Annotated in this window: 25 protein-coding genes; 10 read left to right on the top strand and 15 right to left on the bottom strand. The window is 34.4% G+C overall.

The window, feature by feature from the left end:
* The first annotated feature begins 351 nt into the window (after nt 1–351).
* The 6 genes from ychF (at nt 352) to ACM55F_RS09240 (ending at nt 8,203) form a co-directional block, all read left to right on the top strand.
* Complete coding sequence (ychF, locus tag ACM55F_RS09265; protein WP_416853519.1) at nt 352–1,446, top strand: redox-regulated ATPase YchF; 1,095 nt, start codon at nt 352–354, stop codon at nt 1,444–1,446.
* A gap of 327 nt (nt 1,447–1,773) precedes the next feature.
* Nucleotides 1,774–2,295 carry an NADPH-dependent FMN reductase gene (locus tag ACM55F_RS09260; RefSeq protein ID WP_416853518.1) on the top strand — a complete coding sequence of 174 codons (522 nt, stop codon included), beginning with the start codon at nt 1,774–1,776 and terminating at the stop codon, nt 2,293–2,295.
* Nucleotides 2,296–2,311: 16 nt separating this feature from the next.
* Nucleotides 2,312–3,277 carry a transglutaminase domain-containing protein gene (locus tag ACM55F_RS09255; RefSeq protein ID WP_416853517.1) on the top strand — a complete coding sequence of 322 codons (966 nt, stop codon included), beginning with the start codon at nt 2,312–2,314 and terminating at the stop codon, nt 3,275–3,277.
* A 125-nt stretch (nt 3,278–3,402) separates the two neighbouring features.
* Complete coding sequence (locus ACM55F_RS09250) at nt 3,403–5,265, top strand: DNA topoisomerase IV subunit B (protein ID WP_416853516.1); 1,863 nt, start codon at nt 3,403–3,405, stop codon at nt 5,263–5,265.
* Nucleotides 5,266–5,276: 11 nt separating this feature from the next.
* Nucleotides 5,277–5,462, top strand: coding sequence for a hypothetical protein (locus ACM55F_RS09245; RefSeq protein ID WP_416853515.1), 186 nt, complete (start codon nt 5,277–5,279; stop codon nt 5,460–5,462).
* Between the two features lie 50 nt (nt 5,463–5,512).
* Nucleotides 5,513–8,203, top strand: coding sequence for a DNA gyrase/topoisomerase IV subunit A (locus ACM55F_RS09240; RefSeq protein WP_416853514.1), 2,691 nt, complete (start codon nt 5,513–5,515; stop codon nt 8,201–8,203).
* Nucleotides 8,204–8,258: 55 nt separating this feature from the next.
* On the opposite strand, the gene ACM55F_RS09235 is transcribed toward ACM55F_RS09240, so the two are convergent.
* The 10 genes from ACM55F_RS09235 to ACM55F_RS09190 form a co-directional block, all read right to left on the bottom strand.
* Entirely contained in the window at nt 8,259–8,918 is a 660-nt protein-coding gene (locus ACM55F_RS09235) for a 3'-5' exonuclease (RefSeq protein WP_416853513.1), read from the bottom strand.
* Nucleotides 8,918–10,837, bottom strand: a complete 1,920-nt coding sequence (locus tag ACM55F_RS09230) for a DUF294 nucleotidyltransferase-like domain-containing protein (protein WP_416853512.1) — start codon at nt 10,835–10,837, stop codon at nt 8,918–8,920. Before ACM55F_RS09230 ends, ACM55F_RS09235 begins: the two co-directional genes overlap by 1 nt.
* Nucleotides 10,838–10,996: 159 nt before the next feature.
* On the bottom strand, nt 10,997–11,767 hold the full coding sequence (locus ACM55F_RS09225; protein WP_416853511.1) for a TerC family protein: 771 nt from the start codon (nt 11,765–11,767) through the stop codon (nt 10,997–10,999).
* A 42-nt stretch (nt 11,768–11,809) separates the two neighbouring features.
* Entirely contained in the window at nt 11,810–12,184 is a 375-nt protein-coding gene (locus tag ACM55F_RS09220; protein WP_416853510.1) for a DNA topoisomerase IV, read from the bottom strand.
* Between the two features lie 177 nt (nt 12,185–12,361).
* Nucleotides 12,362–12,934, bottom strand: coding sequence for a pentapeptide repeat-containing protein (locus tag ACM55F_RS09215; RefSeq protein WP_416853509.1), 573 nt, complete (start codon nt 12,932–12,934; stop codon nt 12,362–12,364).
* Nucleotides 12,934–13,155: a DUF6095 family protein gene (locus ACM55F_RS09210; RefSeq protein ID WP_416853508.1), complete on the bottom strand. Its 222-nt coding sequence runs from the start codon at nt 13,153–13,155 to the stop codon at nt 12,934–12,936. The genes ACM55F_RS09215 and ACM55F_RS09210 overlap by 1 nt, the downstream gene beginning before the upstream one ends.
* A gap of 10 nt (nt 13,156–13,165) precedes the next feature.
* Nucleotides 13,166–13,468 carry a Dabb family protein gene (locus ACM55F_RS09205; protein ID WP_416853507.1) on the bottom strand — a complete coding sequence of 101 codons (303 nt, stop codon included), beginning with the start codon at nt 13,466–13,468 and terminating at the stop codon, nt 13,166–13,168.
* Between the two features lie 6 nt (nt 13,469–13,474).
* A complete protein-coding gene (murQ, locus tag ACM55F_RS09200; protein WP_416853506.1) occupies nt 13,475–14,287 on the bottom strand; it encodes an N-acetylmuramic acid 6-phosphate etherase in 813 nt (270 codons plus the stop codon).
* Between the two features lie 162 nt (nt 14,288–14,449).
* Nucleotides 14,450–15,118, bottom strand: a complete 669-nt coding sequence (locus ACM55F_RS09195; protein WP_416853505.1) for a ZIP family metal transporter — start codon at nt 15,116–15,118, stop codon at nt 14,450–14,452.
* Nucleotides 15,119–15,883, bottom strand: a complete 765-nt coding sequence (locus ACM55F_RS09190; protein ID WP_416853504.1) for a class I SAM-dependent methyltransferase — start codon at nt 15,881–15,883, stop codon at nt 15,119–15,121.
* Between the two features lie 69 nt (nt 15,884–15,952).
* On the opposite strand from ACM55F_RS09190, the gene ACM55F_RS09185 reads away from it, so the two are divergent.
* Nucleotides 15,953–17,158 (top strand): THUMP domain-containing class I SAM-dependent RNA methyltransferase, encoded by a 1,206-nt coding sequence (locus ACM55F_RS09185; RefSeq protein WP_416853503.1) that lies wholly within the window; start codon nt 15,953–15,955, stop codon nt 17,156–17,158.
* Nucleotides 17,159–17,192: 34 nt separating this feature from the next.
* The gene (locus ACM55F_RS09180; RefSeq protein WP_416853502.1) at nt 17,193–17,429 is read left to right on the top strand and encodes a hypothetical protein; all 237 of its coding nucleotides are present in this window, start codon (nt 17,193–17,195) and stop codon (nt 17,427–17,429) included.
* A gap of 136 nt (nt 17,430–17,565) precedes the next feature.
* On the opposite strand, the gene ACM55F_RS09175 is transcribed toward ACM55F_RS09180, so the two are convergent.
* The 5 genes from ACM55F_RS09175 to ACM55F_RS09155 form a co-directional block, all read right to left on the bottom strand.
* A complete protein-coding gene (locus ACM55F_RS09175; RefSeq protein WP_416853501.1) occupies nt 17,566–18,438 on the bottom strand; it encodes a DUF6048 family protein in 873 nt (290 codons plus the stop codon).
* The gene (locus ACM55F_RS09170) at nt 18,410–18,949 is read right to left on the bottom strand and encodes a DUF6452 family protein (protein WP_416853500.1); all 540 of its coding nucleotides are present in this window, start codon (nt 18,947–18,949) and stop codon (nt 18,410–18,412) included. The genes ACM55F_RS09175 and ACM55F_RS09170 overlap by 29 nt, the downstream gene beginning before the upstream one ends.
* Before the next feature lie 61 nt (nt 18,950–19,010).
* On the bottom strand, nt 19,011–20,423 hold the full coding sequence (gene rlmD, locus ACM55F_RS09165) for a 23S rRNA (uracil(1939)-C(5))-methyltransferase RlmD (protein ID WP_416853499.1): 1,413 nt from the start codon (nt 20,421–20,423) through the stop codon (nt 19,011–19,013).
* Nucleotides 20,424–20,727: 304 nt separating this feature from the next.
* The gene (locus tag ACM55F_RS09160) at nt 20,728–21,108 is read right to left on the bottom strand and encodes a hypothetical protein (protein ID WP_416853498.1); all 381 of its coding nucleotides are present in this window, start codon (nt 21,106–21,108) and stop codon (nt 20,728–20,730) included.
* Between the two features lie 468 nt (nt 21,109–21,576).
* Nucleotides 21,577–22,020, bottom strand: coding sequence for a hypothetical protein (locus ACM55F_RS09155; protein WP_416853497.1), 444 nt, complete (start codon nt 22,018–22,020; stop codon nt 21,577–21,579).
* Between the two features lie 401 nt (nt 22,021–22,421).
* Here ACM55F_RS09155 and ACM55F_RS09150 point away from each other — a divergent pair, with 401 nt between their 5' ends.
* Both ACM55F_RS09150 and ACM55F_RS09145 read left to right on the top strand, forming a co-directional pair.
* Nucleotides 22,422–23,477, top strand: coding sequence for a sensor histidine kinase (locus tag ACM55F_RS09150; RefSeq protein WP_416853496.1), 1,056 nt, complete (start codon nt 22,422–22,424; stop codon nt 23,475–23,477).
* 97 nt (nt 23,478–23,574) lie between these two features.
* Nucleotides 23,575–23,985 (top strand): OsmC family protein, encoded by a 411-nt coding sequence (locus ACM55F_RS09145; RefSeq protein WP_416853495.1) that lies wholly within the window; start codon nt 23,575–23,577, stop codon nt 23,983–23,985.
* The last annotated feature ends 33 nt before the right edge of the window (nt 23,986–24,018 follow it).

Genomic DNA, 24,018 nt, shown 5'->3' with positions numbered 1-24,018 from the left:
ATTTTGGTTTTTGTTTGGTTTGAAATCTTTTGCAATATAATTTTTTTTTAACAAAATATTAATATTTAGTTTGATTTTTTATAAACATTTATTGATGTTCTAAAATCAATAGATAAAATTATTATACCAATCAATTGTTATTATGAATACTATTGAATTGATAAAAAAGTAAAAAAATATAATGTAAATGCATAAATGTATTGTTTATGCTATCAAACATTTATTAAATCTTATATTTGCAGACTTTTAAAGTGAATTCTAAAACTTTTAGCGGGAGACCGTTATCTGTAAACAAAAATAGCATGAAGAATGGCTTTGCCATATTTCATTAAAATCAAATATTATCTACACATGAAAGCAGGAATTGTAGGATTACCAAATGTTGGAAAATCAACATTATTCAATTGTTTATCTAATGCCAAAGCGCAAAGTGCGAATTTTCCTTTTTGTACTATCGAACCTAATATAGGTGTTGTAAATGTTCCGGATTCCAGAATAGAAAAACTGGAAGAATTAGTGAAACCAGAGCGCGTGCAAATGGCAACTGTTGATATCGTTGATATCGCAGGATTGGTAAAAGGAGCCAGTAAAGGAGAGGGTTTAGGAAATCAGTTTTTAGGAAACATTAGAGAGTGTAATGCTATTATTCACGTTTTGCGTTGTTTTGATAATGATAATATTGTTCATGTTGACGGAAATGTAAATCCAATTCGTGACAAAGAAACAATTGATATTGAGTTGCAGTTGAAAGATTTAGAGAATGTTGAAAAACGGTTGGAAAAAGTAAAACGTGCCGCTAAAACTGGAAATAAAGAAGCAATTGTCGAAGAAGCGTTGTTGAACAGAATTAGAGAGACTTTACTTCAGGCTAAATCAGCCAGAACGATAACGCCACAAAATAATGACGAAGAAGTTTTGATGGAAGGTTTCCAATTGATTACCGCAAAACCAGTATTGTATGTTTGTAATGTTGACGAAAATTCGGCAGTTAACGGAAACAAATATGTAGATCAAGTTCGTGAATTGGTAAAAGATGAAGATGCTGAAGTTATCGTACTTTCAGTAGGTGCTGAAGCTGATATTACCGAATTGGAAAGCTACGAAGAGCGTCAAGTTTTCTTAGAAGACATGGGGTTAAGTGAACCAGGTGCATCAGTATTGATTCGTGCAGCTTACAAATTATTGAAACAACAAACTTATTTTACGGCAGGAGTTAAAGAAGTTCGTGCATGGACCATCAATATTGGAGCTACTGCACCACAAGCTGCAGGAGTTATTCACACTGATTTCGAAAAAGGCTTTATTCGTGCCGAAGTTATTGCTTATGAAGATTTCGTTCATTACGGTTCAGAGTCTAAATGTAAAGAAGCAGGAAAGTTCAAAGTAGAAGGAAAAGAATACATTGTTAAAGATGGTGATGTGATGCATTTTAGATTCAACGTCTAAAAAAGTTATAAAATCGAAAATCATAAAGTCGAAAGTTAGTAATAGCTTTCGACTTTTTTTATGCACCTAATCCAGCTTTACACTTCAAGATTTTTCCATCAATCTCTTTTTTCTAAGACAAAAAAGGAGCTTCCTCTGGTCGCTCTTTTTTATCAAGAAAAAATAAGATTGATCTGAAAAATGCTTTCCGTTGTAATCTGGGGTAAAATAGATTTTGGTGAATATCAGATTTCATAGTTTTATATTCGTTTTCAAAATGGGTGAATCTGTGGCTAATTATTTTGCATCAGAGCCAATTTTTACTACTTTTAGTAAAAATAAAGTATCATGAAAATAATCGCTTTTGGCGCAAGCCCCAGCAAAAACTCTATCAATAAAAAATTAGCAACGTACGCAGCAAATCTTTTTGGAAATGCCGAAGTGGAGGTATTGGACTTGAATGATTTCCAAATGCCAATATTTACTGTTGATATAGAAAAAGAAATTGGTCAACACGAGCTGGCAAAAGCATTTCTGGCTAAAATTGCCACCGCTGATATTCTAGTGGTTTCCCTTGCTGAAAATAACGGAAATTATTCAGCAGCTTTCAAAAATGTTTTTGATTGGTGTTCCAGAATTACAGGGAAAGTTTTTCAGGAAAAACCTATGCTGTTGATGGCAACTTCTCCGGGAGCCAGAGGTGGTGGTAGCGTTTTGGGAATTGCAAAAAATGCTTTTCCTTTTTATGGAGGAAATATAAAAGCAAGTTTCTCATTGCCTAGTTTTGATGCTAATTTTGATGCTGTAAACGGTAAAATTTCTAATCCTGAATTAGACAATCAATTGAAAGAGATTATCAAGAATTTTTAAACTAATTTATATTAGAATGCAATTGAAAAATTTGTTATTACTTTTTTTATGCCTTTCGTTTTTAAATACGACTTATTCTCAAAAATATAATATAGTAGATTCTATTGTTGATGCTTATCCTAAAAGTATAATCAGTACCGATCAATTAGTGGGATTAATTAATAGCGATTTTTCCAAGCAGGATGAGAAAGCAAGGGCTGTTTTTAAATGGGTTGCAACTAATATAAGTTATGATGTTGATTTAGCTAAAACTATGGAATTTAAATCCATGAACGCATTTTCTTATAAAACCGAAAAAGAAAAAGAAATTAAAGAAAGGAAATTTAAATTAGATATAGTCACTGGTGCTATGGTTTCTAGAAAAGCCGTTTGTCATTCGTACGCTGCTTTGGTAGAATATTTATGTTTAAAATTGGGGATAGAAGCTAAGATTATAATCGGAAATTTAAAATCTAATCCATCACAAATTGGAATTTTACCTATAGATATAAATCATGCTTGGAATGTGATTAGAATAGGTAATGATTGGAAATTCATTGATGCGACATTAGCTGCAGGATTTATTTCTGTTAAAACAAATTCATTTAAGTTTTATTTCAATGATAGTTATTTTTTTACAAATCCAGATAGTTTCTTTCTAAATCATTATCCATTAGATGAAAACTGGCTTTTAACGAAAAAAAATAAAAATGACTTCGCAAAACTACCTTTGTTTTTTGGAAATTATTTTCAAAATAATTATCAATTAATTAAGCCTAAATCAGGATTGCATTCAACATCTGAATCGGGAAATTTTATTTTTGCAATTCAAGGATTGGATGAATATGATACTGTTGAATATTCTTCTAGTATCGATAATAAAATTATCTATTTAGATCAAAAAAATGATTTAGACTATGAAATCTCCTTGGTGGGTAAAAAAAACTCTTTTGTTTCTGTTTTTGTGAATGGAAAAATAATTGCGATTTATAAAATTATTTAGGAGTTCATTTTAGTTTTCAATCTTTCAATAGAAAATGTCAATATCATTCTTAATAACTTTGATGACTTCCTATTTTAAATTTTATCGAATTACACTACATTAGCACAAAATCCACAAATTTTACAATGTCCGAACAAAATCAATATACCGAAGATAATATTCGGTCGCTCGACTGGAAAGAACATATTCGTATGCGTCCCGGAATGTACATCGGGAAATTGGGCGACGGATCTTCCCCAGATGATGGTATTTATATTCTTCTAAAAGAGGTACTCGATAACTGTATCGATGAATTTGTCATGGGTGCCGGTAAAACTATCGAGGTAACGATCAAAGACAAAACGGTTACTGTTCGAGATTACGGACGTGGAATTCCATTAGGAAAAGTGATTGATGTGGTTTCTAAAATGAATACTGGAGGAAAATACGATTCCTTGGCATTTAAGAAATCTGTAGGTTTGAACGGAGTAGGGACAAAAGCCGTGAATGCTTTGTCTAATTATTTTCGTGTGGAATCTGTTCGAGACGAAAAACAAAAAGCTGCGGAATTCTCTGCGGGAAATTTGGTTCTCGAAGAAGATGTAATTGATACCACTAAGCGAAAAGGAACTAAAGTAACTTTTATTCCAGATGAAGCGATTTTCAAAAATTATAAATTCCGATATGAATATGTAATCAAAATGCTTAAAAACTATTGTTACTTGAACAATGGTTTGGCTATTTTATTCAATGGAGAAAAATATTTTTCGGAGAATGGTCTGAAAGATTTATTGGAAGAAACCATTCACGCCGATGATTTGGAATATCCAATCATCCATTTGAAAGGCGATGATATCGAAGTTGCTTTAACACACAGTAAAACACAATACAGCGAAGAATACCATTCCTTCGTAAACGGACAAAATACCACGCAAGGTGGAACGCACTTAGCGGCTTATAGAGAAGCGATTGTAAAAACCATTCGGGAATTTTATAACAAAAGTTTCGAAGCTTCGGATGTTAGAAAATCCATTGTAAGTGCAGTAAGTATAAAGGTTATGGAGCCCGTTTTTGAGTCGCAAACCAAAACTAAATTAGGTTCGACTGATATGGGTTCAGAGCCAGGAATGCCATCAGTACGTACCTTCATAAATGATTTTGTGAAAACGAAATTAGATAATTATTTGCATAAAAATACAGCAACTGCTGATGCATTATTACGTAAAATTCTTCAAGCCGAAAGAGAGCGAAAAGAATTATCAGGGATTCGAAAATTAGCTACTGATCGTGCCAAAAAAGCAAATCTTCACAATAAAAAATTAAGGGATTGTAGAGCCCATCTTACAGACACCAAGAATCCTAAAAGTTTAGAGAGTACTCTTTTTATCACTGAGGGAGATTCCGCTTCTGGGTCGATTACCAAATCACGTGATGTGAATACACAAGCAGTTTTTAGTTTGCGTGGTAAGCCTTTGAATTCGTATGGAATGAGCAAGAAAATTGTTTATGAAAATGAAGAATTCAATTTACTGCAAGCGGCTTTGGATATTGAAGACGGATTGGAAAAATTGCGTTACAATAATATCGTAATTGCAACGGATGCTGATGTCGATGGAATGCACATTCGATTATTGTTGATTACTTTTTTCTTGCAGTTTTTTCCTGAATTGATAAAAGAAGGACATTTGTATATTTTGCAAACGCCACTTTTTAGGGTTCGAAATAAAAAAGAAACCATTTACTGCTATTCTGATGAAGAACGCAAAGATGCTATTGAAAAACTAAAGCCAAAACCAGAAATCACCCGATTTAAAGGATTAGGAGAAATTTCTCCGGATGAGTTCAAAAATTTCATTGGAGAAACCATTCGTTTAGATCCTATTATGATGGACAAAAACACTTCGATTGAGCAATTATTGTCTTTCTATATGGGTAAAAATACTCCAGACAGGCAAGAATTTATCATCAAGAATTTGAAAGTGGAATTAGACGTAATCGAGAAAATTTAAATAGTTATAAAATGCCTACAAAAAGAACACTAATTTTTATCGCTTTACTATTTGTGATTAGTTTTTCAACTACCTTTTTTATTATAAGGAGTAATGATCATAAAGAATGTGATACACTTGTAAAAAAAGAGTTGGATAAAAATGGAACTGAAATTACAAAGGAAGAGCATGTTTGTAAAGAAAAATATTCTTTTTAGAGTTTTTAGAACAAAATTAGAATTGATTACTATTCAATAGAATATATTTAATGAAAGACGAAGAAGACGAAAATACAATTCCAGAAGGTCAGGAAGAAGATAATTCGATTGATGATAATCAATCTGAAGATAAATCTTTTGAAGGTCAACATTTTTACGATAATCAAGAAGACGGAAACGATACCATTACCAAAGTTACGGGAATGTATAAGGACTGGTTTCTGGATTATGCTTCGTATGTAATTCTGGAACGTGCCGTTCCGGCGATTGAAGATGGTTTTAAACCGGTTCAACGTCGTATCATGCACTCTCTGAAAGAATTAGATGACGGTCGTTATAATAAAGTTGCCAATGTTGTTGGACACACCATGCAGTATCATCCTCACGGAGATCAGAGTATTGGTGATGCGATGGTGCAAATTGGACAAAAAGAATTACTGATTGACTGTCAGGGAAACTGGGGAAATATCCTAACAGGTGATGGTGCTGCAGCTTCTCGTTACATCGAAGCACGATTGTCTAAATTCGCTTTGGAGGTTATTTACAGTCCAAAAATTACCGATTGGGGCGTTTCTTATGATGGAAGACGAGCTGAGCCGAACAATCTTCCGGTGAAGTTTCCGTTGCTTTTGGCACAAGGAGCCGAAGGTATTGCTGTTGGTCTTTCGACGAAAGTGTTGCCTCATAATTTCAATGAATTAATCGATTCTTCGATAAAAATATTAAAAGGAAAACCTTTTACACTGTATCCGGATTTCATGACGCAAGGTATTGCCGATGTGTCTAATTATAATGATGGATTGCGTGGCGGACGTATTCGTGTTCGTGCCAAAATTGGTCAGCTTGACAAAAATACTTTGGTGATTACCCAAATTCCGTTTTCAACTAATACGACGACTTTGATTGACAGTATTTTGAAAGCGAATGATAAAGGGAAAATCAAAATCAAGAAAATTGAGGACAATACCGCTGCTGAGGTAGAGATATTAATTCACCTTTTCCCTGGTGTTTCTCCAGATAAAACCATTGATGCGTTGTTCGCATTTACGGCTTGTGAAACTTCTGTAGCGCCATTGGGTTGTGTGATTGAAGACAACAAACCGTTGTTTATTGGGGTTTCTGCGATGTTGAAAATTTCAACGAACAGAACCGTCCAATTACTGAAAAGTGAACTCGAAATCCAATTGAGCGAATTTGAGGAACAATGGCATTTTCTTTCTTTGGAACGTATTTTCATCGAAAATAAAATCTATCGTGACATTGAAGAAATGACGACCAGAGAAACGGTAATTAAGGCCGTTGATGATGGTTTGAAACCACATACAAAACACTTAAAACGTGCTGTTACAGAAGAAGATATTCTGCGTTTATTGGATATCCGAATCATGCGTATTTCCAAATTTGACAGCAATAAAGCGCAAGACAAAATCGAAGCGTTGGAAGGCGATATCGAACAAGTAAAACACAATTTAGAGCATCTGATTGATTTTGCCATTGCCTATTTTACCAAATTAAAAGAGAAGTACGGAAAAGGACGGGAACGCCAAACCGAACTACGTATTTTTGATGATATCGAAGCCACGAAAGTAGTTTTAAGAAACACTAAATTATACGTCAATAAAGAAGAAGGATTTGTAGGTACGAGTTTGAAAAAAGATGAATACGTTACGGATTGTTCTGATATTGATGATGTCATTGTTTTTCTGCGTGATGGAAAAATGATGATTACCAAAGTAGATGCTAAAACGTTTGTGGGTAAGGATATTATTCACATTGCTATTTTTGACAAAAGCGACAAGCGTACCATTTATAACATGATTTACCGTGATGGAAAATCGGGGCCTTCTTACATTAAACGATTCAATGTTTCAGGAGTTACCCGAGACAAAGCGTATGATTTAACCAATGAAACTTCTGGTTCTCAGGTATTGTATTTTTCTTGCAATCCAAATGGTGAAGCAGAAGTAATTACGATATTATTGCGTCAGGTAGGAAGTGTCAAAAAGCTGAAATTCGATATTGATTTTGCCAGTTTAGCGATAAAAGGACGCGCTTCCAAAGGAAATTTGGTTACTAAATATCCAATCAAAAAAATAGAATTGAAGGAGAAAGGAATTTCGACTTTATTGCCAAGAAAAGTTTGGTTTGATGATACTGTTCAACGATTAAACGTTGATGCAAGGGGCGAATTATTAGGTGAGTTCAGACCCAATGATAAAATTTTGGTCATATCGCAATCTGGAAAAATAAAAGTAATTACACCAGAATTATCGACTCATTTTGATGAAGATATGGTGGTTTTGGAGAAATGGATTCCTAAGAAACCAATTTCAGCTATTTATTATGATGGAGAAAAAGAACGGTATTACATCAAACGTTTCTTAGTGGAAACCGAAAACAAAGAAGAAAGTTTTATCACAGAGCATCCTAATTCTCAATTAGAGATTGTATCAACGGATTACCGTCCAGTGGCTGAATTGATTTTTACAAAAGTAAAAGGAGTTCAAAAAGAGGCTATGACGGTAGATATAGAATCATTTATTTCCGTGAAAGGATTTAAAGCTTTAGGAAATCAGTTGACAACCGATAAGTTGAAACAAGTAAACCTGCTGGAACCTTTGCCGTATGAAATTCCTGTTGAGGTTATCCCTGAGGATTTAGAAGTAAAAGGTGAAACGGATGCTGATGATTCTGATATTCAATTGGAAGATGACGGACAGATTACTTTGTCCTTAGAATAAATATAAAGCTCCTGAAAAGGGGCTTTTTTTATGCGTTTTGCCAATTTTTATAAGCTTATTTAAACAATTGTCTTAAGGTAATTTCTTTTTTCTCTCTCAATTTGTTTAGAATTTTTAAAAAAGCAATTGCAGTAATATAGGCATCTCCCATTGCGGTATGTCTGTCTTTTTTGGAAATATCAAATTTATCGGCAAGCTCGTCTAAACTATAACTTTCTTTACGTTCCAATAAATTAGAAACGAGTAGCGTTTTTTTATACAAAACAGCCGTATCCAAAGTCCTGTTTTTTAATTCTGGCAATCCGTTTCTTTCGAGTGCTTTGTTAATCATAGTAACGTCAAATATGGTATGGTGCGCAATGATAATTGAATCTCCTAAAAATTCTAAAAATTGTTGTAAAGCTTCAAATTCAGAAGGACGGTCTATGACAAATTCTTTTAGAATTCCATGAATTTTTGCGGTTACCTGATCGTAATGTTCTTGCTGAATAAAAACTTCAAAACTATCATGAATGGGAATCATATTGTTTTGCAACACAATGGCTCCAATACAAAGTATCCGGTCATTTGTGTAATCAAATCCAGTGGTTTCTGTGTCTAATACAACAAAACGTACTGCATCAATATTGTTTGATAGTTCGTCATCAGATGATTTTTCGGGTTTGTCCCAAAAATCAAATAAAATTGCTTTACTTTTTTCTAGAAAGTTCATCATCATAATATGTTTGAAGGATTAAATCGGATGGTAATGAGTTCTTGGAGTTTCTTAATGGTTTTGAAAGTTCGCTTTAGCTTAATCTTTTCTAATTTAGATAACGCTTCGAGAGCAATAAACTGCCCGGAATCATTATGCAAAAGACCTTGTTTGGTTCTGAACTTCAATAATGCTTTATAGGAATATGAACATGCTAAATACAATTCACTGTTGTTGGGTTCTAATTCTGCTAATTTTTCAAAACGTTCGGGAGTATTGCTGATCGATTTTACAGAATGAGAGAGAATTAAAACCCTTGCGGCATCGGTTAGTGGCATTAAAGCGCGTCTTTTTATATCGAAAAAATCTTTGTGTGCGCCATCTTGTTCTACCAAAAATTGTCTAAAGAATCCCGTTGGAGAAGGACTTTGTAACGCACCACTTACCAAGTGAATATAAAAAACAGGATTGGCTTTTATGTTTTCAAAAATGAACTCAGAAAGCTTGTTTACCAGTTCGCTGTCTCCATAAGACAGGCTGTAATCAAAAAATATAAAGGACAATAAAACTTCATTTTTTCCTGGATTGGTTATCCAATGATGAACCTGACTTTCCCATTCGCCAAGACTTAAGCACCATTTTGGGTTAGACGCCATCATTTCTGCCGGACAGTAATCATAGCCAATATCAAAAAGTCCTTTATTGACATGAGTAGCCAATTCTAAAAAATAGTTCTTGGTCTTTTCTTTTAATTCTTCGGGAACATCCTCATAGACTAAAGCATTGTCTTGGTCAGTATGTAGTAACTGTTCGCTTCTTCCTTGACTTCCCAACGCAAGCCATCCAAATTTTACAGGAGGAGGCGTTTTCATTTTCTTCAAGGCGATTTCAATGACTTGCTTGATACAGGCATCATTTAGTTCTGTAATTATTTTAGAAGTCAGTGTCATCGGAATATTTTGGTCTAAATATCCTTGTAACAATTGCATTATACTGGCGCGTATTGGTTTTATCTGTTTGGCTTTTTTAGCTCTTTTTACGGCTTTAATCAATACTGCTGGATTATTGCCAAGTTCTACCATAACATCATGTTTGGATAGGATTCCAACAGCTTTGGAATTTGGCGTGCCATCTTTCGTAAGGCATAAATGGCTGATATTGCTTTTCATCATGGCCATTTGAGCTTGCGTAACGGTCATTTTCTTTGGATAAGTAATAACAGGAGTTGTCATTATTGTGGCCGCTGTTGTTGTGATTGGGAATTCTCCGGTCACGATTTTGTTTCTTAAATCCTTATCTGTAATGATACCAATGGGGAGCGAATCCTCGACAACAAGAATAGCACCCACATTTTTTTTGGTCATGGTCTCTGCAATATTTTTTACAGTAGTATTTGAATAACAGGTAATTAGTTTTTTAGAATATTTTACAGGCTGTAAGTCTAATAGTTTTCTACCTGTATCTAGGCCTTCTATTCCTATTACTTCGCCATATAGTTTTCCGCTGTGGCTTTTGGAATAAGGATTGTGCGTATTAGAAGCAAAGCTTTCTATTAAAAAATTTCCCACAGCCCTGTTTTCTAAAGCATAAGGTTTGAAAATACCGATTGGAATCGCATAAAGAATGCTTTCTTCATGGGCTCTGGCTTCCATTTTATAGTTTTCATTGGCTATAAGTGGTCTCAGTCCAAAAATATCACCTTCGTCACACATATCCAAAATATCATTTTCCAGACTTGTTCTAAGCGCCACTGCACCTTTGTGTACTACATAAAAACAAGAGTGTGTTTCTTCGTTTTCGGCAAAGATGATACTATCCTTTTCTTTATAAATAATGGAGATTTGTTCAGAAATAACTTCGATGTCTTTTTGATGCAAAAAAGAAAAAGGAGGGAAGTTTTTTAAAAAGTCAGCAACTCTATGGGAGATGGTATTTTTCATGGTGCTTATTTGTGTCTAAGGTAATTTATAAAAAATAAAATAAAAAGAAAAAAGACCAAATTGGGGTCTTTTTAGCGTTTCCCTATTTAAGGAGGGAATATATTTTCAGAATAAAAAAAAAGCTCCCAAAAGGAGCTTCTTTATCAAAAAATAGTTTGATTATTTATTTTTCTTCATTTTCATATTCAGTACTTCAACTAATAATGAGAAAGATATGGCAAAATACAAGTACCCTTTTGGTACCGGTGTAACATGATTTCCAAAGATTAAAGCATTCGATAAATGAGCACTTTCAGTAAGCAACATCATTCCAATTAGAATCAAAAAGGATAAACCAAGTATCTGAATAGAAGGATGTTTGTTGACAAAGTTTCCAACAGGAACAGCAAATTGCATCATAATTAATACGGAAATAACTACTGCAGTAATCATAATATACAAAGCACCTTCAACTCCGTTTGTCATACCTACCGCGGTAAGAATACTATCGAAAGAGAAAACTAAATCAATCATAATAATTTGTAATAGTACATTTTGAAATGATTTTGTAGCAGCTTTTCCTAATTCTTTTTCTTCATGACCTTTCTCATCTACTTTTTCGCGAATTTCATTCGTACTCTTATAAATTAAGAATAATCCTCCGCCCAGTAAAATAAGACTTTGGCCAGTAATTCCCGCTGAAAACCAACTAAAATCAATATGAAACCAAGGTTCTTTCATTTGAATCAATAAATTGATACCAAACAAAAGCGCAATTCTCATGAACATGGCAAGGAACATTCCTATTTTTGTCGCTCTCTTACGTTGTTCAGCAGGTAATTTCCCTGTGGCAATTGATATGAAAATAATATTGTCGATTCCTAATACAATTTCCAAAAAAGTCAATGTTAAAAGGGCAATCCAAGCATCCGGATTTAAAAATACTTCCATGTTTAGTTCGTTATTATTTATAATTAATTTGAGTTTGTAAGCTTAATCGGAAATCTTAGTAACGGTTCCTCTTTGTTTTTCATCAACACCAACCATTCCAAATTCAAAGGTATAGGAATTTTTTGAGGTTGTCAAAATTTTCATACCTATAGCCTTTTCCTCAGCCATGTTTTTTGGATGCAATTTCAGTAAAATATATTCACAATCATTTACCCATCGTATCGAAGCGGTATCAGTCTTTCCTTCAAAAGTTTCTATTTCAATACTGTCATTACGTTCAAAAAGGGCAGTTTTTTTTATGCCGTTAACTTCATATTCAAACTTGAATTTACCAGTTTTAAAATCTTTGCAATTGCGCTCCGCATCATAGCATGACATTAGTAATAGTATTGGGAGGAGGAATAGTATTTTTTTCATTATTAAGGTGTTTTTTTACTTTTTTTAAGGCCTAATCCAGCAGTCCGTTACAACTCCTCGGTCTAAAATCTTTTTTTCTAATGACAAAAAAGGAGCTTCCTTTGGTCGCTCTTTTCTGTCAAGAAAAAATTGCTTTTAGCCCATCGGGGTTTTCACTTCCGTCTGGGGCAATTATAATTACACAATTTTGATATCGTATTTGTCCAGAAGTCCAATGATTCCTTGTGTCGAAAATTTTGCTTTTTTCATGGGATTGAATTCGGGATCAATTTTAAAATTAGATGCTTTTGAAAAATCGGCTCCGGCTAATTGCGTATTGTTAAAAATAGCACCATCCAAATTACTGTTATCAAAAACGGAACTCGTAAGATTGGTTCCAACAAAACTTACCTCTCTTAACGAGCAGGAATTGAATTTTGTCTTTGGCATTTTTTTATTGGCAAACGAGGAATAATCCAAAACGCATTCCTGGAAATTGACATTAAACAAGAAATCATCGCATTCCTCAAATTGAATGCCCAGTAATTTACAGTTTTTAAATTGTACCCCTTTCAAGCTTGTTCCTGATAATTTGGTCATAGCCAAATTGCAATCAATGAACTCGCAATCCATAAAAGTGCTATAGGAGAAATCACTATTAGATAAATCACAGTTTTTAAAAACGCAATCCTCAAATTCTCGGTTGTTTACTTTTTTATCGACGTAAACAATTTTTTCAAATGTTTTTTGAACGTGAATTAGGTTTTCCATTAGTCGTTAAATAAGCTTTTCATAATTATTTTTAACCCCAAATACATCAAATACATGGCAGCAATACAAGCAATTATTCCTATTGCTAAAACCAAATAATGCCACACATTCTGTTGATTCATAAAGGCATTATAAATCACTGCCGGCCCCAAGAATAATAATGGTAAAGCTCCGGCTAAATATTTAATTCCTTTAGATAATAGTTCTTTGTTGGTTGCCATAATTTAATAATTAAAATTCATAATCCACACAATATCTCAAATCTCTAATTTTACCTATCCATTCGGCAACAATATTATGTGTTGGATGATTTTGGTATTTTTCTAATGTTTCAAACGAATTAAAATAGGAATGTAGAACGGCATCAAAGTTTGAATATTCACTTTCAATATTAATTCCTACCCGTATTTCAACTATTTCAGGAATATCCTTTTTTAAACCTTCAAGTCTCTCTTTTAGAATAATTGCATTTTCGGCTTTGCTTTTGCCTTCTGCAAAATCTTTTAATTTCCACATTACTATATGGTGAATCATCGTTGTTTATTTTTTAAAATTATCAACGGCTTTCCTTACACTGCCGTGTTTTTTCAATAATTCGGCACCTTCTTCATAGGAAACGGGAATTTCTCCCATAATCATTTTTACACCGCGATCGACCAGTTTGCTGTTGCTCAATTGCATATCGACCATTTTGTTTCCTTTTACTTTACCCAGTTGAATCATGGTGGCGGTAGTAATCATATTCAGTACCAGTTTCTGTGCTGTTCCGGCTTTCATTCTAGAGCTTCCAGTTACAAATTCCGGTCCTACAACTACTTCAATAGGGAATTTTGCCGTTTGCGAAAGCGGACTTCCTGCATTACAAGAAATACTTCCTGTGGTTATATTGTTCTCGTTGCATGTTTGTAACCCTCCAATAACATAAGGTGTTGTTCCCGAAGCAGCAATCCCAACAACAACATCATTTTCATTTACATCGAAAGCTTTCAAGTCAATCCAGGCTTGTGTTGCGTTGTCTTCGGCATTTTCTACAGCTCTTCGGATTGCAGCGTCACCTCCGGCAATAATCCCAATTACTAAATCGAAAGGAACGCCAAATGTTGGAGGACATTCCGAAGCGTCAAGAATTCCCAAACGTCCTGAAGTTCCTGCGCCAATGTAAAATAATCGTCCGCCGAGTTTCATTTTGGCAACGATTTCAGTTACTAAACTTTCTATTTGGGGCAACGCTTTTTCTACGGTAAGCGGAACAGTTTTGTCTTCCTGATTGATATTGGAAAGTAATTCTTGAACCGACATTTTTTCTAAATGTTCGTACTTTGAGGATTGTTCGGTAGTTTTAGTAAATTCCATAGTTATGTTTTTTTGAAGGGACAATTTACGATTTGTCCTAACTACAATGTTTTTTTGCGTGAGGGATAATAGCGGAAATCCTTTTTATTTTTTCTTTAAAAATAAAAAGATTGCAGCGAATAGCCCGACCGCCTTTTCGGCGGACACGCCCAAATTATAAATTTATATAAAATATGCCAACGCAATTCCTATCACAATCATTGAAACTTTGGCGATATTGAACTTGTGTCCTTCGCTGCTTTCGAAAATAATGGTAGACGAAATATGAAATAATATTCCTATTACAATGGCTGTAATTTCAGTATAATACACGTTTAATATTGGCAAATAATCAGATAAAATAGTTCCTAGCGGTGTCATGACTGCAAAGGTGACCATGAAGAAAAAAATGGCTTTTTTATTCAGACTTGCATTGATGAAAAAAGTAGTCAGAATTATGGCAATAGGCAAATGATGTATGGCAATTCCTATGGCTAAATCATGATGATGGCTTACGGGAAATCCTTCTAAAAATGCATGTATACAAAGGCTGATGAATAATAACCACGGGATTTGTGTCATTATTTCATGTCCGTGAACGTGCCCGTGTTCAGCTCCTTTTGAGAAAAATTCCAATATAATCTGGAACAAGATTCCCAGCATGATAAAGAGTCCAATATTTGGGTTTGCACTTTCATAAATTTCAGGTAATAAATGCATTACCGTTAATGAAAGTAAAAAAGAACCACTGAAAGCCAATAGCAATTTTAGGTTGGTTTTGTTCTTTGGGCGTATAATCAATGCGACGATATATCCTATGATTACGGAAAGTAATGGTAAAAGGTAATTCATTTATTTAAAAATCATGATTAGGCGTTCACTATCTGTTTTATGGAATTTTTTTAATTTGTAATCGCCAAAAATATCCAATAAATAAATTCCAGCTTCTTCCATTAATTCCTCAAAATCTTTTAGGGTAAGGGCTTTTACTTTTTCGGTAAAATGAAATTTTTGACCTTTGTCTTCAAAGTCAATTTCTTTGTAAATATGACCTTCTTTCAAATAGCGTTTGATATGAAAATGGATGCCTTCGACCGTTTTTGTTTCTTCGGGAACTAATGTTTCGAGGACTTGAGCAACATTCATGAAGTCAATCACGGCAAAACCATATTCCGAAAGGCTTTCTTTGATGGCTTTTAACGTAGTTAGATTGTCTTCGTCATTTTCGAAATAACCAAAGCTGGTAAATAAATTGAAAATGGCATCGAATTTTTCTTCAAAAGGTTCACGCATATCGTGTACTTTAAAATGAAGGGTTTCATTCTTGTTTTTATTGGCTTCGGCAATGCTGTTTTCAGATAAATCAGCCCCAAGAACCGTAAAGCCTAATTGGTTCAAATAAATAGAATGGCGGCCTTTGCCACACGCTAAATCCAATACTTTTGCCTTTTCAGGAAGATTAAGATAATGGGTAAGATTATCCATGAAAACCTGTGCTTCTCTATAGTTTCTGTCTTTGTAAAGGATGTGATAATACGGAGTGTCAAACCAAGAGGTATACCAGTTTCCAGTTGATTTCAGTTGATTTTCAGTTGGTGGATTTTGTGCTGCAGACATTTATTCTTTTTCAATTAATTCGATTGATGCAAATTTAGTGTATTTTTGCACCGAATACTTGATTTTACAATGGAAAATAATTATAAAATGATTGCCAAAACCTTTTTTGGTTTTGAAGAAATACTAGCGAAAGAATTGCAAATGCTGGGCGCACAAAACGTGGAGCAAGGGGTAAGAATGGTGAGTTTTAAAGGAGATAAAGGCTTTATGTACAAAGCGAATTTAGCGTTGCGTACGGCTTTGAAAATCTTGAAACCTATTTACTTTTTCAAGGCTAATAATGAACAGGCTCTATACAAAGGCATTTCGAGTATGAATTGGTCTAAATTACTGAATGCCAATCAGACTTTTGTGATTGATACAACAGTGCATTCGGAATATTTTAATCACTCGGAATTTGTTTCCCAAAAATGTAAAGATGCGATTGTCGATCAGTTCAGAGAAAGAACCGGGCAACGACCAAGTATTGATAAAGTACATCCTGATTTAAGAATCAACATCCATATCGATAAAGACCAGGTTTCAGTAGCACTGGATACTTCAGGAAATGCATTGAATCAACGTGGGTATAGAACCGCAACCAATATTGCTCCTATAAACGAAGTTTTGGCAGCAGGAATTCTATTGCTTTCCGGTTGGGACGGTCAAACGGATTTTTTGGATCCAATGTGTGGTTCGGGAACATTCTTAGCCGAAGCAGCAATGATTGCTTGCAATATTCCGGCAAACATCAACCGTAAAGAATTTGCTTTCGAAAAATGGAACGATTGGGACAATGATTTGTTTGATAGTATTTCAGACAGTTTATTGAAACGTGTTCGGGAGTTTCATTACACGATAAAAGGGTTTGATAAAGCACCAAGTGCGGTTCAAAAAGCCAAAGACAATATCAAAAACGCCAATCTTGACGAGTATATTTCTATTGAAGAAAAGAACTTTTTTGATACTGAAAAAACTTCAGAAGGAAAATTGCACATAGTTTTCAATCCGCCGTATGATGAGCGTTTGGATATTCACATGGAAGAATTCTACAAAAGCATTGGTGATACTTTGAAGAAAAATTATCCGGGAACTAATGCTTGGATGATTACAGCAAATCTGGAAGCATTGAAGTTTGTAGGATTAAAACCTTCGAGAAAAATCAAGCTTTTTAACGCTGGTTTAGAAGCACGTTTGGTAAAATACGAAATGTACGAAGGGAGTAAGAGAACGAAGTTTCAGATTGTTCAGGATTCAGATAACACGGATCAGATTTCAGACAGCAATCAGCTATAATTAAGATTAAAAAACACATAATGCATAATTTATTATGACCAAATTACAAGTACGAGCATTTCTTTTTCAACTCGGTTGTTTTGCAATATTATTTACCTCATTCCGATATTTAGTGGATCAATATACCAATTTAACCGGTTATTGGGTTCCGTTGACCGCTTTTGCAGTAGGGACGCTTTTATCACCTAAATTTCAGGCGGTGAAGACCAAAGACGGTGAGAAATTATTTATGAAATGGATTTTTATAAAAGAAATAAAGGAAATAGGATAGTTTTAAAAATCACGAATTACGAGTTGAAAATTATGATATAGTTGGCTTAATGTTTAATTCGTTTTACTCAAAACAAAAAAATATCGCAAAGGGAACTATAATTTTCTTTGCGATATTTTTTTATCCTAATTCGTAATTATTTTTTAATCTCCACTTTTTTAGGAGTAACTTTCTTTTTGTAAATAGGAACAAAATAGGTAACAGTATAGTTGAATCCTACTCCAAAATCACCATCATAAGTCCTGTTAAATCCAGGGATATATAAATTTTTGAAATTATCGGGTTCTTTATTGGTTACTAATCGGTTCAAGCGAAGGCTGAAACCCATAAACACATTATTGAATACTTTGGCTTTTACACCAGCAACGACTTCAATCCAACTTGCGGTTAAACCGTTATATTTATTATCGGATGTAATTACAGGTACTTCGCCAAAATAGGGATTAGCATTATAAATTTTATAAGTGTTTAATTGTTGGCTAAAAGTACTTAAACCATAGCGCATACCTATGGAAATGATGTTTTCCATATCCAACCAGTTTTCATAGCCATTGTAATCGAAACCGACTTTTAGATAAGAACCTTTGGTTGTGGTATTCAATCGGTCATCATCCGTTGTTTTATTTTCATTTCCAACTTCGGCAGCCAAGAAATATTTTTTCGTCAAGCGATAATCACCTACTAATTCTAGACCTTTATAATCTTTATCATATAGGGCACGAGTCAATTTGTATAAATCAATACCCACGCGCACACCATAACGATCCGTTTTAACAGGAACAGGAATAATAGAATCCTTCTTTTTTTCTGTTAAGTCAACTGTTTTTAAAGGTTCAGGAGTTTCAGGAGTTTCAGGAATTACACTATCCGTTTTGCTAGTTTGAGTAGTACTCTTGGTTGATGTAGTTTGCTTCGTCAGTTCGCCTTTTGGGCTCGTGTCTTGTGCTTGTGCCAAAAATAGAGACAACATGAGGCAGGAACTAAAAAAATATTTTAATGTGTGTGTCATTTTCGTTATCTATATTACTTTTTTCAACCGAGATATATTTGATCCATTTTTCATCTGGAACCGCTGCGTCAGTATGGGTGTAAGGATTTGAAGTGTTTAACGTAAAAAGGGTCTTAAAACCACAGGCTCTTGATACAAATACGTCATTTCTAGTGTAATCGAACTTTATATTATCTTCGTTTACAAATACTGGATTAGCATTTCCGGAATTTAATGTAAAGCTATAACTAGTGGTATTTTCATTTGTTTTCAATGGAATCGAAATCGTGTTTCCGCTAGTCAGGTATTTTGAATCATCTGTCGCACTGGCATTAAAAATAATTCCATCCGTCATTCCTGCACCAACTACTTTCAGATTCGTAACGGTTTTTAAAACGGAGGGATTGTCGTAATCATAAAATTCAATTACAAGTCGGGGTGTTGTAGGAGTATTTGCATCGCAAATGTCATCTTTCTCACAACTGGAGAACGATAATGCTAAAACGAATGCCAATAAAATTATTTTTTTCATTTACAATTTATTTTTGTGTAAACATGTACGTAATATAAAATCCAAAATAGGAACTCTCTCCTTATCTTCTTTCCAAAAGTACAACATTCTCCACGTGATGCGTTTGCGGAAACATATCAACCGGTCGCACTCGTGTTACTTTATATTTCTCGTCCATTAAAGCTAAATCACGCGCTTGTGTAGCCGAATTACAACTTACATAAACCACTTTTTCAGGAGCAATTTTCATAATTTGTTCAATTACAGCTGCGTGCATTCCGTCTCTTGGCGGATCGGTGATAATCACATCAGGATGTCCGTGTTGAGCGATGAAACTATCGTTGAAAACAACTTTCATATCTCCTACAAAGAACTCACAATTGTTGATTTCATTGCGTTCAGCATTTAATTTAGCATCTTTAATGGCTTCAGGAACACTTTCCACACCAATTACTTTTTTTGCTTTTTTCGAAACAAACTGTGCAATAGTTCCAGTACCGGTATATAAATCATAAACAATTTCATTACCGGTAAGACCAGCAAAATCACGTGTTATTTTATACAATTCGTAGGCTTGGTCGGAATTGGTCTGGTAAAAAGATTTTGCATTAATGCTGAATTTCAAACCTTCCATTTCTTCCAAAATGTAATCTCTTCCTTTGTATAATTTTATATCAGTGTCGTATAAAGTATCGTTGGCTTTATTATTCACCACGTATTGCAGTGAAGTAATTTGCGGGAATTTCTCGTAAAGATGGTCTAAAAGCAATTCTCTGTTGGCTTTGTCATTTTCAAAAAACTGAATCAAAACCATGATTTCACCAGTGGAAGCCGTACGCAACATCAAAGTTCTAAGCAAACCTTCGTGCGCTCTTGGATTAAAGAAAGTCAACCCATGTTCATTCGCAAAAGCTCTCACTTCGTTTCTAATTGCATTCGATGGATCTTCCTGCAAATGACATTTATTAATATCAAGGATTTTATCCCACATTTTCGGAATGTGAAAACCAAGCGCATTTCTGTTTCCTAAATCTTCGGTGCTGTCAATTTCTTTTTCGGTCAACCAACGGCTGTTCGAAAACGAAAATTCCATTTTGTTTCTGTAAAAAAACTGTTTTTCTGAACCAAGAATCGGTTCAAATTCCGGAAGTTCTATTTTTCCTATGCGTTGCAAATGATTTTTTACCTCATTTTGCTTGTAATACAACTGTTGGCTGTATTTCATATTCTGCCATTTACAACCGCCACAAACACCAAAGTGTTCGCAAATAGGTTCTACACGATGCTCAGAATATTCATGAAAATGAACTGCTTTTCCTTCGTAATAAGCCTTGCGCTTCTTGAAAGTCTGCACATCAACCACATCACCCGGAACCACATTCGGGATAAAAACTACTTTACCATCCGGAGCCTTTGCTACCGAAACGCCTTTTGCACCAGCATCAAGGACTTTTATTTGATGAAAGACAACTTTGTCTGTATTTTTCTTTGCCATAGCGCAAAAATAAGCGTTTGAATGGTTTTATAAATTCAAATTAGGAAATATTTTCACTCTTAGGTGTTTTTTATTTGAGCACATTCCCGCTTTCCGCTACAACCCCGACGCTTCGGGGCTCTTCCGCAAGCAGCAGCACTACGCTCGTAAAGGAGCTTTTTTGCTACCCTCTCTTTTGGAGAGGGGCTGGGGGTGAGGAGTCGCTCTTTACCGGCAAGTGTTTCAAAGCTTTCGCAACTGCGGGTTTTTCGCTGTAATCGGGGGCAGTGGATTTGTGATAACACTGAAAATTTTGTATTGTTTTTTATGCCGTCTTTTTACCCAAAAGATGCATTCTAAAAAAATACCGCCAAGGCATAGCCACGATTGGAAACACAACCCATATAAATACACGAGCCATACCTTCAGCTGACGAACCAATTAATTCGTTTTTCATCCACAAAGGATAGGCAACGACAAAAAGCCATGCAGTTTTGTATACAATCTCAAACAACACGATGGGTAACATCTTGAGCGGACGGATTATTCCAATAAAGGATATAGCAGAATACGAACCCCACATGCACCAAGCTGCGGCATTGCCATTTTCCCAAGGACCAGTATGATTTAGAATATGTTTCCAGGATTCATAGGTAAGAAACAGAAACATCAGCGTAAAAAGTAGTCTCAATAGGTAGATGTTCATTAGTGAAACTCCTTCATAATGTGCATAATCCCGCTTGAATATATTAAATACACTAAAGCGTGACGAACGATGAACGGTATCTTCAGTTTCCGTGGATGAATTGAATGGTTGCACGGTTATTAATTTTAGTTAAAAATATACATTTTGCAAGCAGAAATAGGTCGGTGATTTAGATCTAACTACTTGTAAATATAGCGATTTGCTTAGTAAAGATACCGTTTTTTGGGATTCGATTAACAACTTTAGAGAGGAGAAAAGCCACAACTTGCAAAATACCGCTGTTAGAACCTCCAAAATGGAAAGCCAGTACTTTTAAATATTGTTTCAATAGATTTTAGTCAATTAAATTGAAAATTAGGTGCATCTAAATAATCACGAAGCCACGTAAGTTCTTAAAATCGTTGGTAGTTATTTGATGATTTTAAAACAAAAAAATTATGCGTTGCTTTCACATAAGACCAGTTACCATTACAATTCTATTTTCAAAGTCAATGTGGGTTGCGTTCTTGAAACAAAAGCGTTTTGTTGGGGGAATGCAACCCTTTGGTTATTAAAACTAACGGTTGTTGTCATCCCTTTTCTTTTGTTACGTCCAGAAATAATGAATAAGGGTATACTGCCGAGGGCAGATATACCTCCCGTGATGAAAAAAGCGCTCTTGATTCCATCATTTTTATGTTCTTCAGTACCGTAAGGAAGACTATACCGATCAGTTAATTCTCCTTCAGGAATTATTGCGCCGGCAATAATGAATGCCGCTCCTCCGCCAAGTAATACCCATGCAATAGTCTTTTGTTTTTTACTTTTTGTTAGGTAATCTTCCTGTATTAATGATTGTGTAGGCTTTATCTGCTGGCAGAAAGAATTTGATGCTATTGCCAATAGCATGGCACAAAGGATAGTTTTTTTCATGATATTTAAGGTTTAAATAATGGTAAATTCTATTTGCTAGGTAGGAAATGTTATTGAACATAAACGAGTTACGTAAATTTAGCATTTAATTCCCCAAGTTCAAGGTAACTTTTGAAAAAAAGTAGTTTTTTGGAAGTTAACCAAGTCCAGCAATCTCATGAAACGGCTGTTATAAACGGTCCTTCTGCCTTTCAATTTAAAAGCATCTTAATTTTTTCATTCAATAACTTCTTTTCTTTGTCTGATTTTGTAAGCTGAATTGCTTTTTCAAAATGGGAATTATTTTTCAAAATAGTAATTAAACATTTAATTAAGTATTTTTTTTAACAAAATTAATTGTAAGAATTTTAGACTGTCATTTTTAACTCCTATATTTACAGGAATAACAAACACAGTACTTTATGGATTTGTATCGTAAATTATCAAAAATTAGTTTTCTTAAAAACAGTTATGCATACAAATTTCTTTTTGTTACGTTTATAGGCATTCACATTCCATTGATTGGATTGCTGTTTTTTATTTTATATGGAAAACAGACGGTTTCGCCTAATTCGATTGTTGTTTTTACTTTAATAATGACTTTATTGGCTACGGGAAGTACTTTGTGGGTATTAAAAAAATTAATAAAACCCATTGAAGTGGCCTCAAAAGCATTAGATAATTACAGGAATACCAGAGTGGTATCTGAATTGCCAACTGGATTTAAAGACGAGGCTGGATTGTTAATGGCGAATATTCAGGAATCAATCGCCGAGAACGAAAAATACATCAATGACAAGCAGGATTTAGTGTATTTGCTTTCACATGATTTGAGAAATTTTGCGGGGAATTCCCTTGGGTTAGCCAGGCTTATTTTAGAAGAAAATCCATCAGAATCTATAATAGAATACGTGGATTTGATTTGCGAATCAACTAATCAACAGTTTGTTTTCATTGAAACGTTTATCAAACTGATTAAGGATGAAGATGAAATTTTAAAAAAAGCAATTGATGCACAAAACATTCAATTATTAGCTGTTTTATCTGTTGTAGGTGAGCAAGTCGCACAAAAACTGGCAAGAAAACAAATTAAATTGATTACAGCAATTGAAGTTGAGGAGGCTTGTCTTAAAATAGACGAAGACTTATTGATTCGGGTTTTAGTTAATTTAATTGATAACGCCATAAAATTCTCCTTCCCAAACAGCGAAATTAATGTTCGTGTTCATTTGGAAAAAGGAGAATTGGCTTTTGTTGTTACTGATTCGGGAATAGGTTTCAATTCAAATTATAAAGAAGAACTTTTTAAAAAATTCACCAATCGAAGCAGGTTAGGAACGGCTAACGAACCCTCAACCGGAATTGGATTGTATTTGTGTAGAAAAATAGTCGAAAAATACCACGGAATGCTATCGGCTGAAAGCGAAGGAGTAAACAAAGGCGCGGCATTTTCAATTTTTTTTGAAAATGTAAATTGATTCCTGTTGAACTTTAAATTTTCGTTAAAAAATGCTCTGTTTGAAAGTGTTTTTTAATAAATAAAGTAAATTTGAGAAAACTAAAAAGCTTATTATTATGAAAAGAAATGCAACCGCAGTTTGGATTGGTTCACTAAAAGAAGGAGCCGGGAAACTTACCACACAAAGTAGTACATTAAAAGATACGCAATATTCTTTCAAATCCCGTTTTGAAGAAGGAGTAGGGACTAATCCAGAAGAACTGGTTGCTGCAGCGCACTCTGGTTGTTTTACGATGCAACTTTCTGCTTATATTACCGAAGCCGGTTTTGAAATTGAAAGTATCGAAACTAAATGCGATATTGATTTGGTGGAAGGAACGATTATAACGTCACACTTAACTGTAAATGCAAAAGTGAAAGGAATAACGGATGCAGTTTTTCAGGAATTGGTTACAAAAGCAGAGAAAAATTGTCCCATTTCTAAACTATTGAATGCAGCAATTTCTACTACAGCTACATTAGTGTAAAAATAAGAATTCATAAAAAGGCTCGATTTACAA

It is taken from the genome of Flavobacterium melibiosi (genome assembly GCF_048158545.1).
GTDB classification, from domain to species: Bacteria; Bacteroidota; Bacteroidia; order Flavobacteriales; family Flavobacteriaceae; genus Flavobacterium; species Flavobacterium melibiosi.
Note: the sequence above shows the minus strand (reverse complement) of the source record. Positions and strands in the feature narration are given on the sequence as shown.

Coding starts and splice junctions, on each gene's coding strand:
- ychF (WP_416853519.1), top strand. CDS start 352: ATGAAAGCAGGAATTGTAGGATTACCAAATGTTGGAAAATCAACATTA.
- ACM55F_RS09260 (WP_416853518.1), top strand. CDS start 1,774: ATGAAAATAATCGCTTTTGGCGCAAGCCCCAGCAAAAACTCTATCAAT.
- ACM55F_RS09255 (WP_416853517.1), top strand. CDS start 2,312: ATGCAATTGAAAAATTTGTTATTACTTTTTTTATGCCTTTCGTTTTTA.
- ACM55F_RS09250 (WP_416853516.1), top strand. CDS start 3,403: ATGTCCGAACAAAATCAATATACCGAAGATAATATTCGGTCGCTCGAC.
- ACM55F_RS09245 (WP_416853515.1), top strand. CDS start 5,277: ATGCCTACAAAAAGAACACTAATTTTTATCGCTTTACTATTTGTGATT.
- ACM55F_RS09240 (WP_416853514.1), top strand. CDS start 5,513: ATGAAAGACGAAGAAGACGAAAATACAATTCCAGAAGGTCAGGAAGAA.
- ACM55F_RS09235 (WP_416853513.1), bottom strand. CDS start 8,918: ATGATGAACTTTCTAGAAAAAAGTAAAGCAATTTTATTTGATTTTTGG.
- ACM55F_RS09230 (WP_416853512.1), bottom strand. CDS start 10,837: ATGAAAAATACCATCTCCCATAGAGTTGCTGACTTTTTAAAAAACTTC.
- ACM55F_RS09225 (WP_416853511.1), bottom strand. CDS start 11,767: ATGGAAGTATTTTTAAATCCGGATGCTTGGATTGCCCTTTTAACATTG.
- ACM55F_RS09220 (WP_416853510.1), bottom strand. CDS start 12,184: ATGAAAAAAATACTATTCCTCCTCCCAATACTATTACTAATGTCATGC.
- ACM55F_RS09215 (WP_416853509.1), bottom strand. CDS start 12,934: ATGGAAAACCTAATTCACGTTCAAAAAACATTTGAAAAAATTGTTTAC.
- ACM55F_RS09210 (WP_416853508.1), bottom strand. CDS start 13,155: ATGGCAACCAACAAAGAACTATTATCTAAAGGAATTAAATATTTAGCC.
- ACM55F_RS09205 (WP_416853507.1), bottom strand. CDS start 13,468: ATGATTCACCATATAGTAATGTGGAAATTAAAAGATTTTGCAGAAGGC.
- murQ (WP_416853506.1), bottom strand. CDS start 14,287: ATGGAATTTACTAAAACTACCGAACAATCCTCAAAGTACGAACATTTA.
- ACM55F_RS09195 (WP_416853505.1), bottom strand. CDS start 15,118: ATGAATTACCTTTTACCATTACTTTCCGTAATCATAGGATATATCGTC.
- ACM55F_RS09190 (WP_416853504.1), bottom strand. CDS start 15,883: ATGTCTGCAGCACAAAATCCACCAACTGAAAATCAACTGAAATCAACT.
- ACM55F_RS09185 (WP_416853503.1), top strand. CDS start 15,953: ATGGAAAATAATTATAAAATGATTGCCAAAACCTTTTTTGGTTTTGAA.
- ACM55F_RS09180 (WP_416853502.1), top strand. CDS start 17,193: ATGACCAAATTACAAGTACGAGCATTTCTTTTTCAACTCGGTTGTTTT.
- ACM55F_RS09175 (WP_416853501.1), bottom strand. CDS start 18,438: ATGACACACACATTAAAATATTTTTTTAGTTCCTGCCTCATGTTGTCT.
- ACM55F_RS09170 (WP_416853500.1), bottom strand. CDS start 18,949: ATGAAAAAAATAATTTTATTGGCATTCGTTTTAGCATTATCGTTCTCC.
- rlmD (WP_416853499.1), bottom strand. CDS start 20,423: ATGGCAAAGAAAAATACAGACAAAGTTGTCTTTCATCAAATAAAAGTC.
- ACM55F_RS09160 (WP_416853498.1), bottom strand. CDS start 21,108: ATGAACATCTACCTATTGAGACTACTTTTTACGCTGATGTTTCTGTTT.
- ACM55F_RS09155 (WP_416853497.1), bottom strand. CDS start 22,020: ATGAAAAAAACTATCCTTTGTGCCATGCTATTGGCAATAGCATCAAAT.
- ACM55F_RS09150 (WP_416853496.1), top strand. CDS start 22,422: ATGGATTTGTATCGTAAATTATCAAAAATTAGTTTTCTTAAAAACAGT.
- ACM55F_RS09145 (WP_416853495.1), top strand. CDS start 23,575: ATGAAAAGAAATGCAACCGCAGTTTGGATTGGTTCACTAAAAGAAGGA.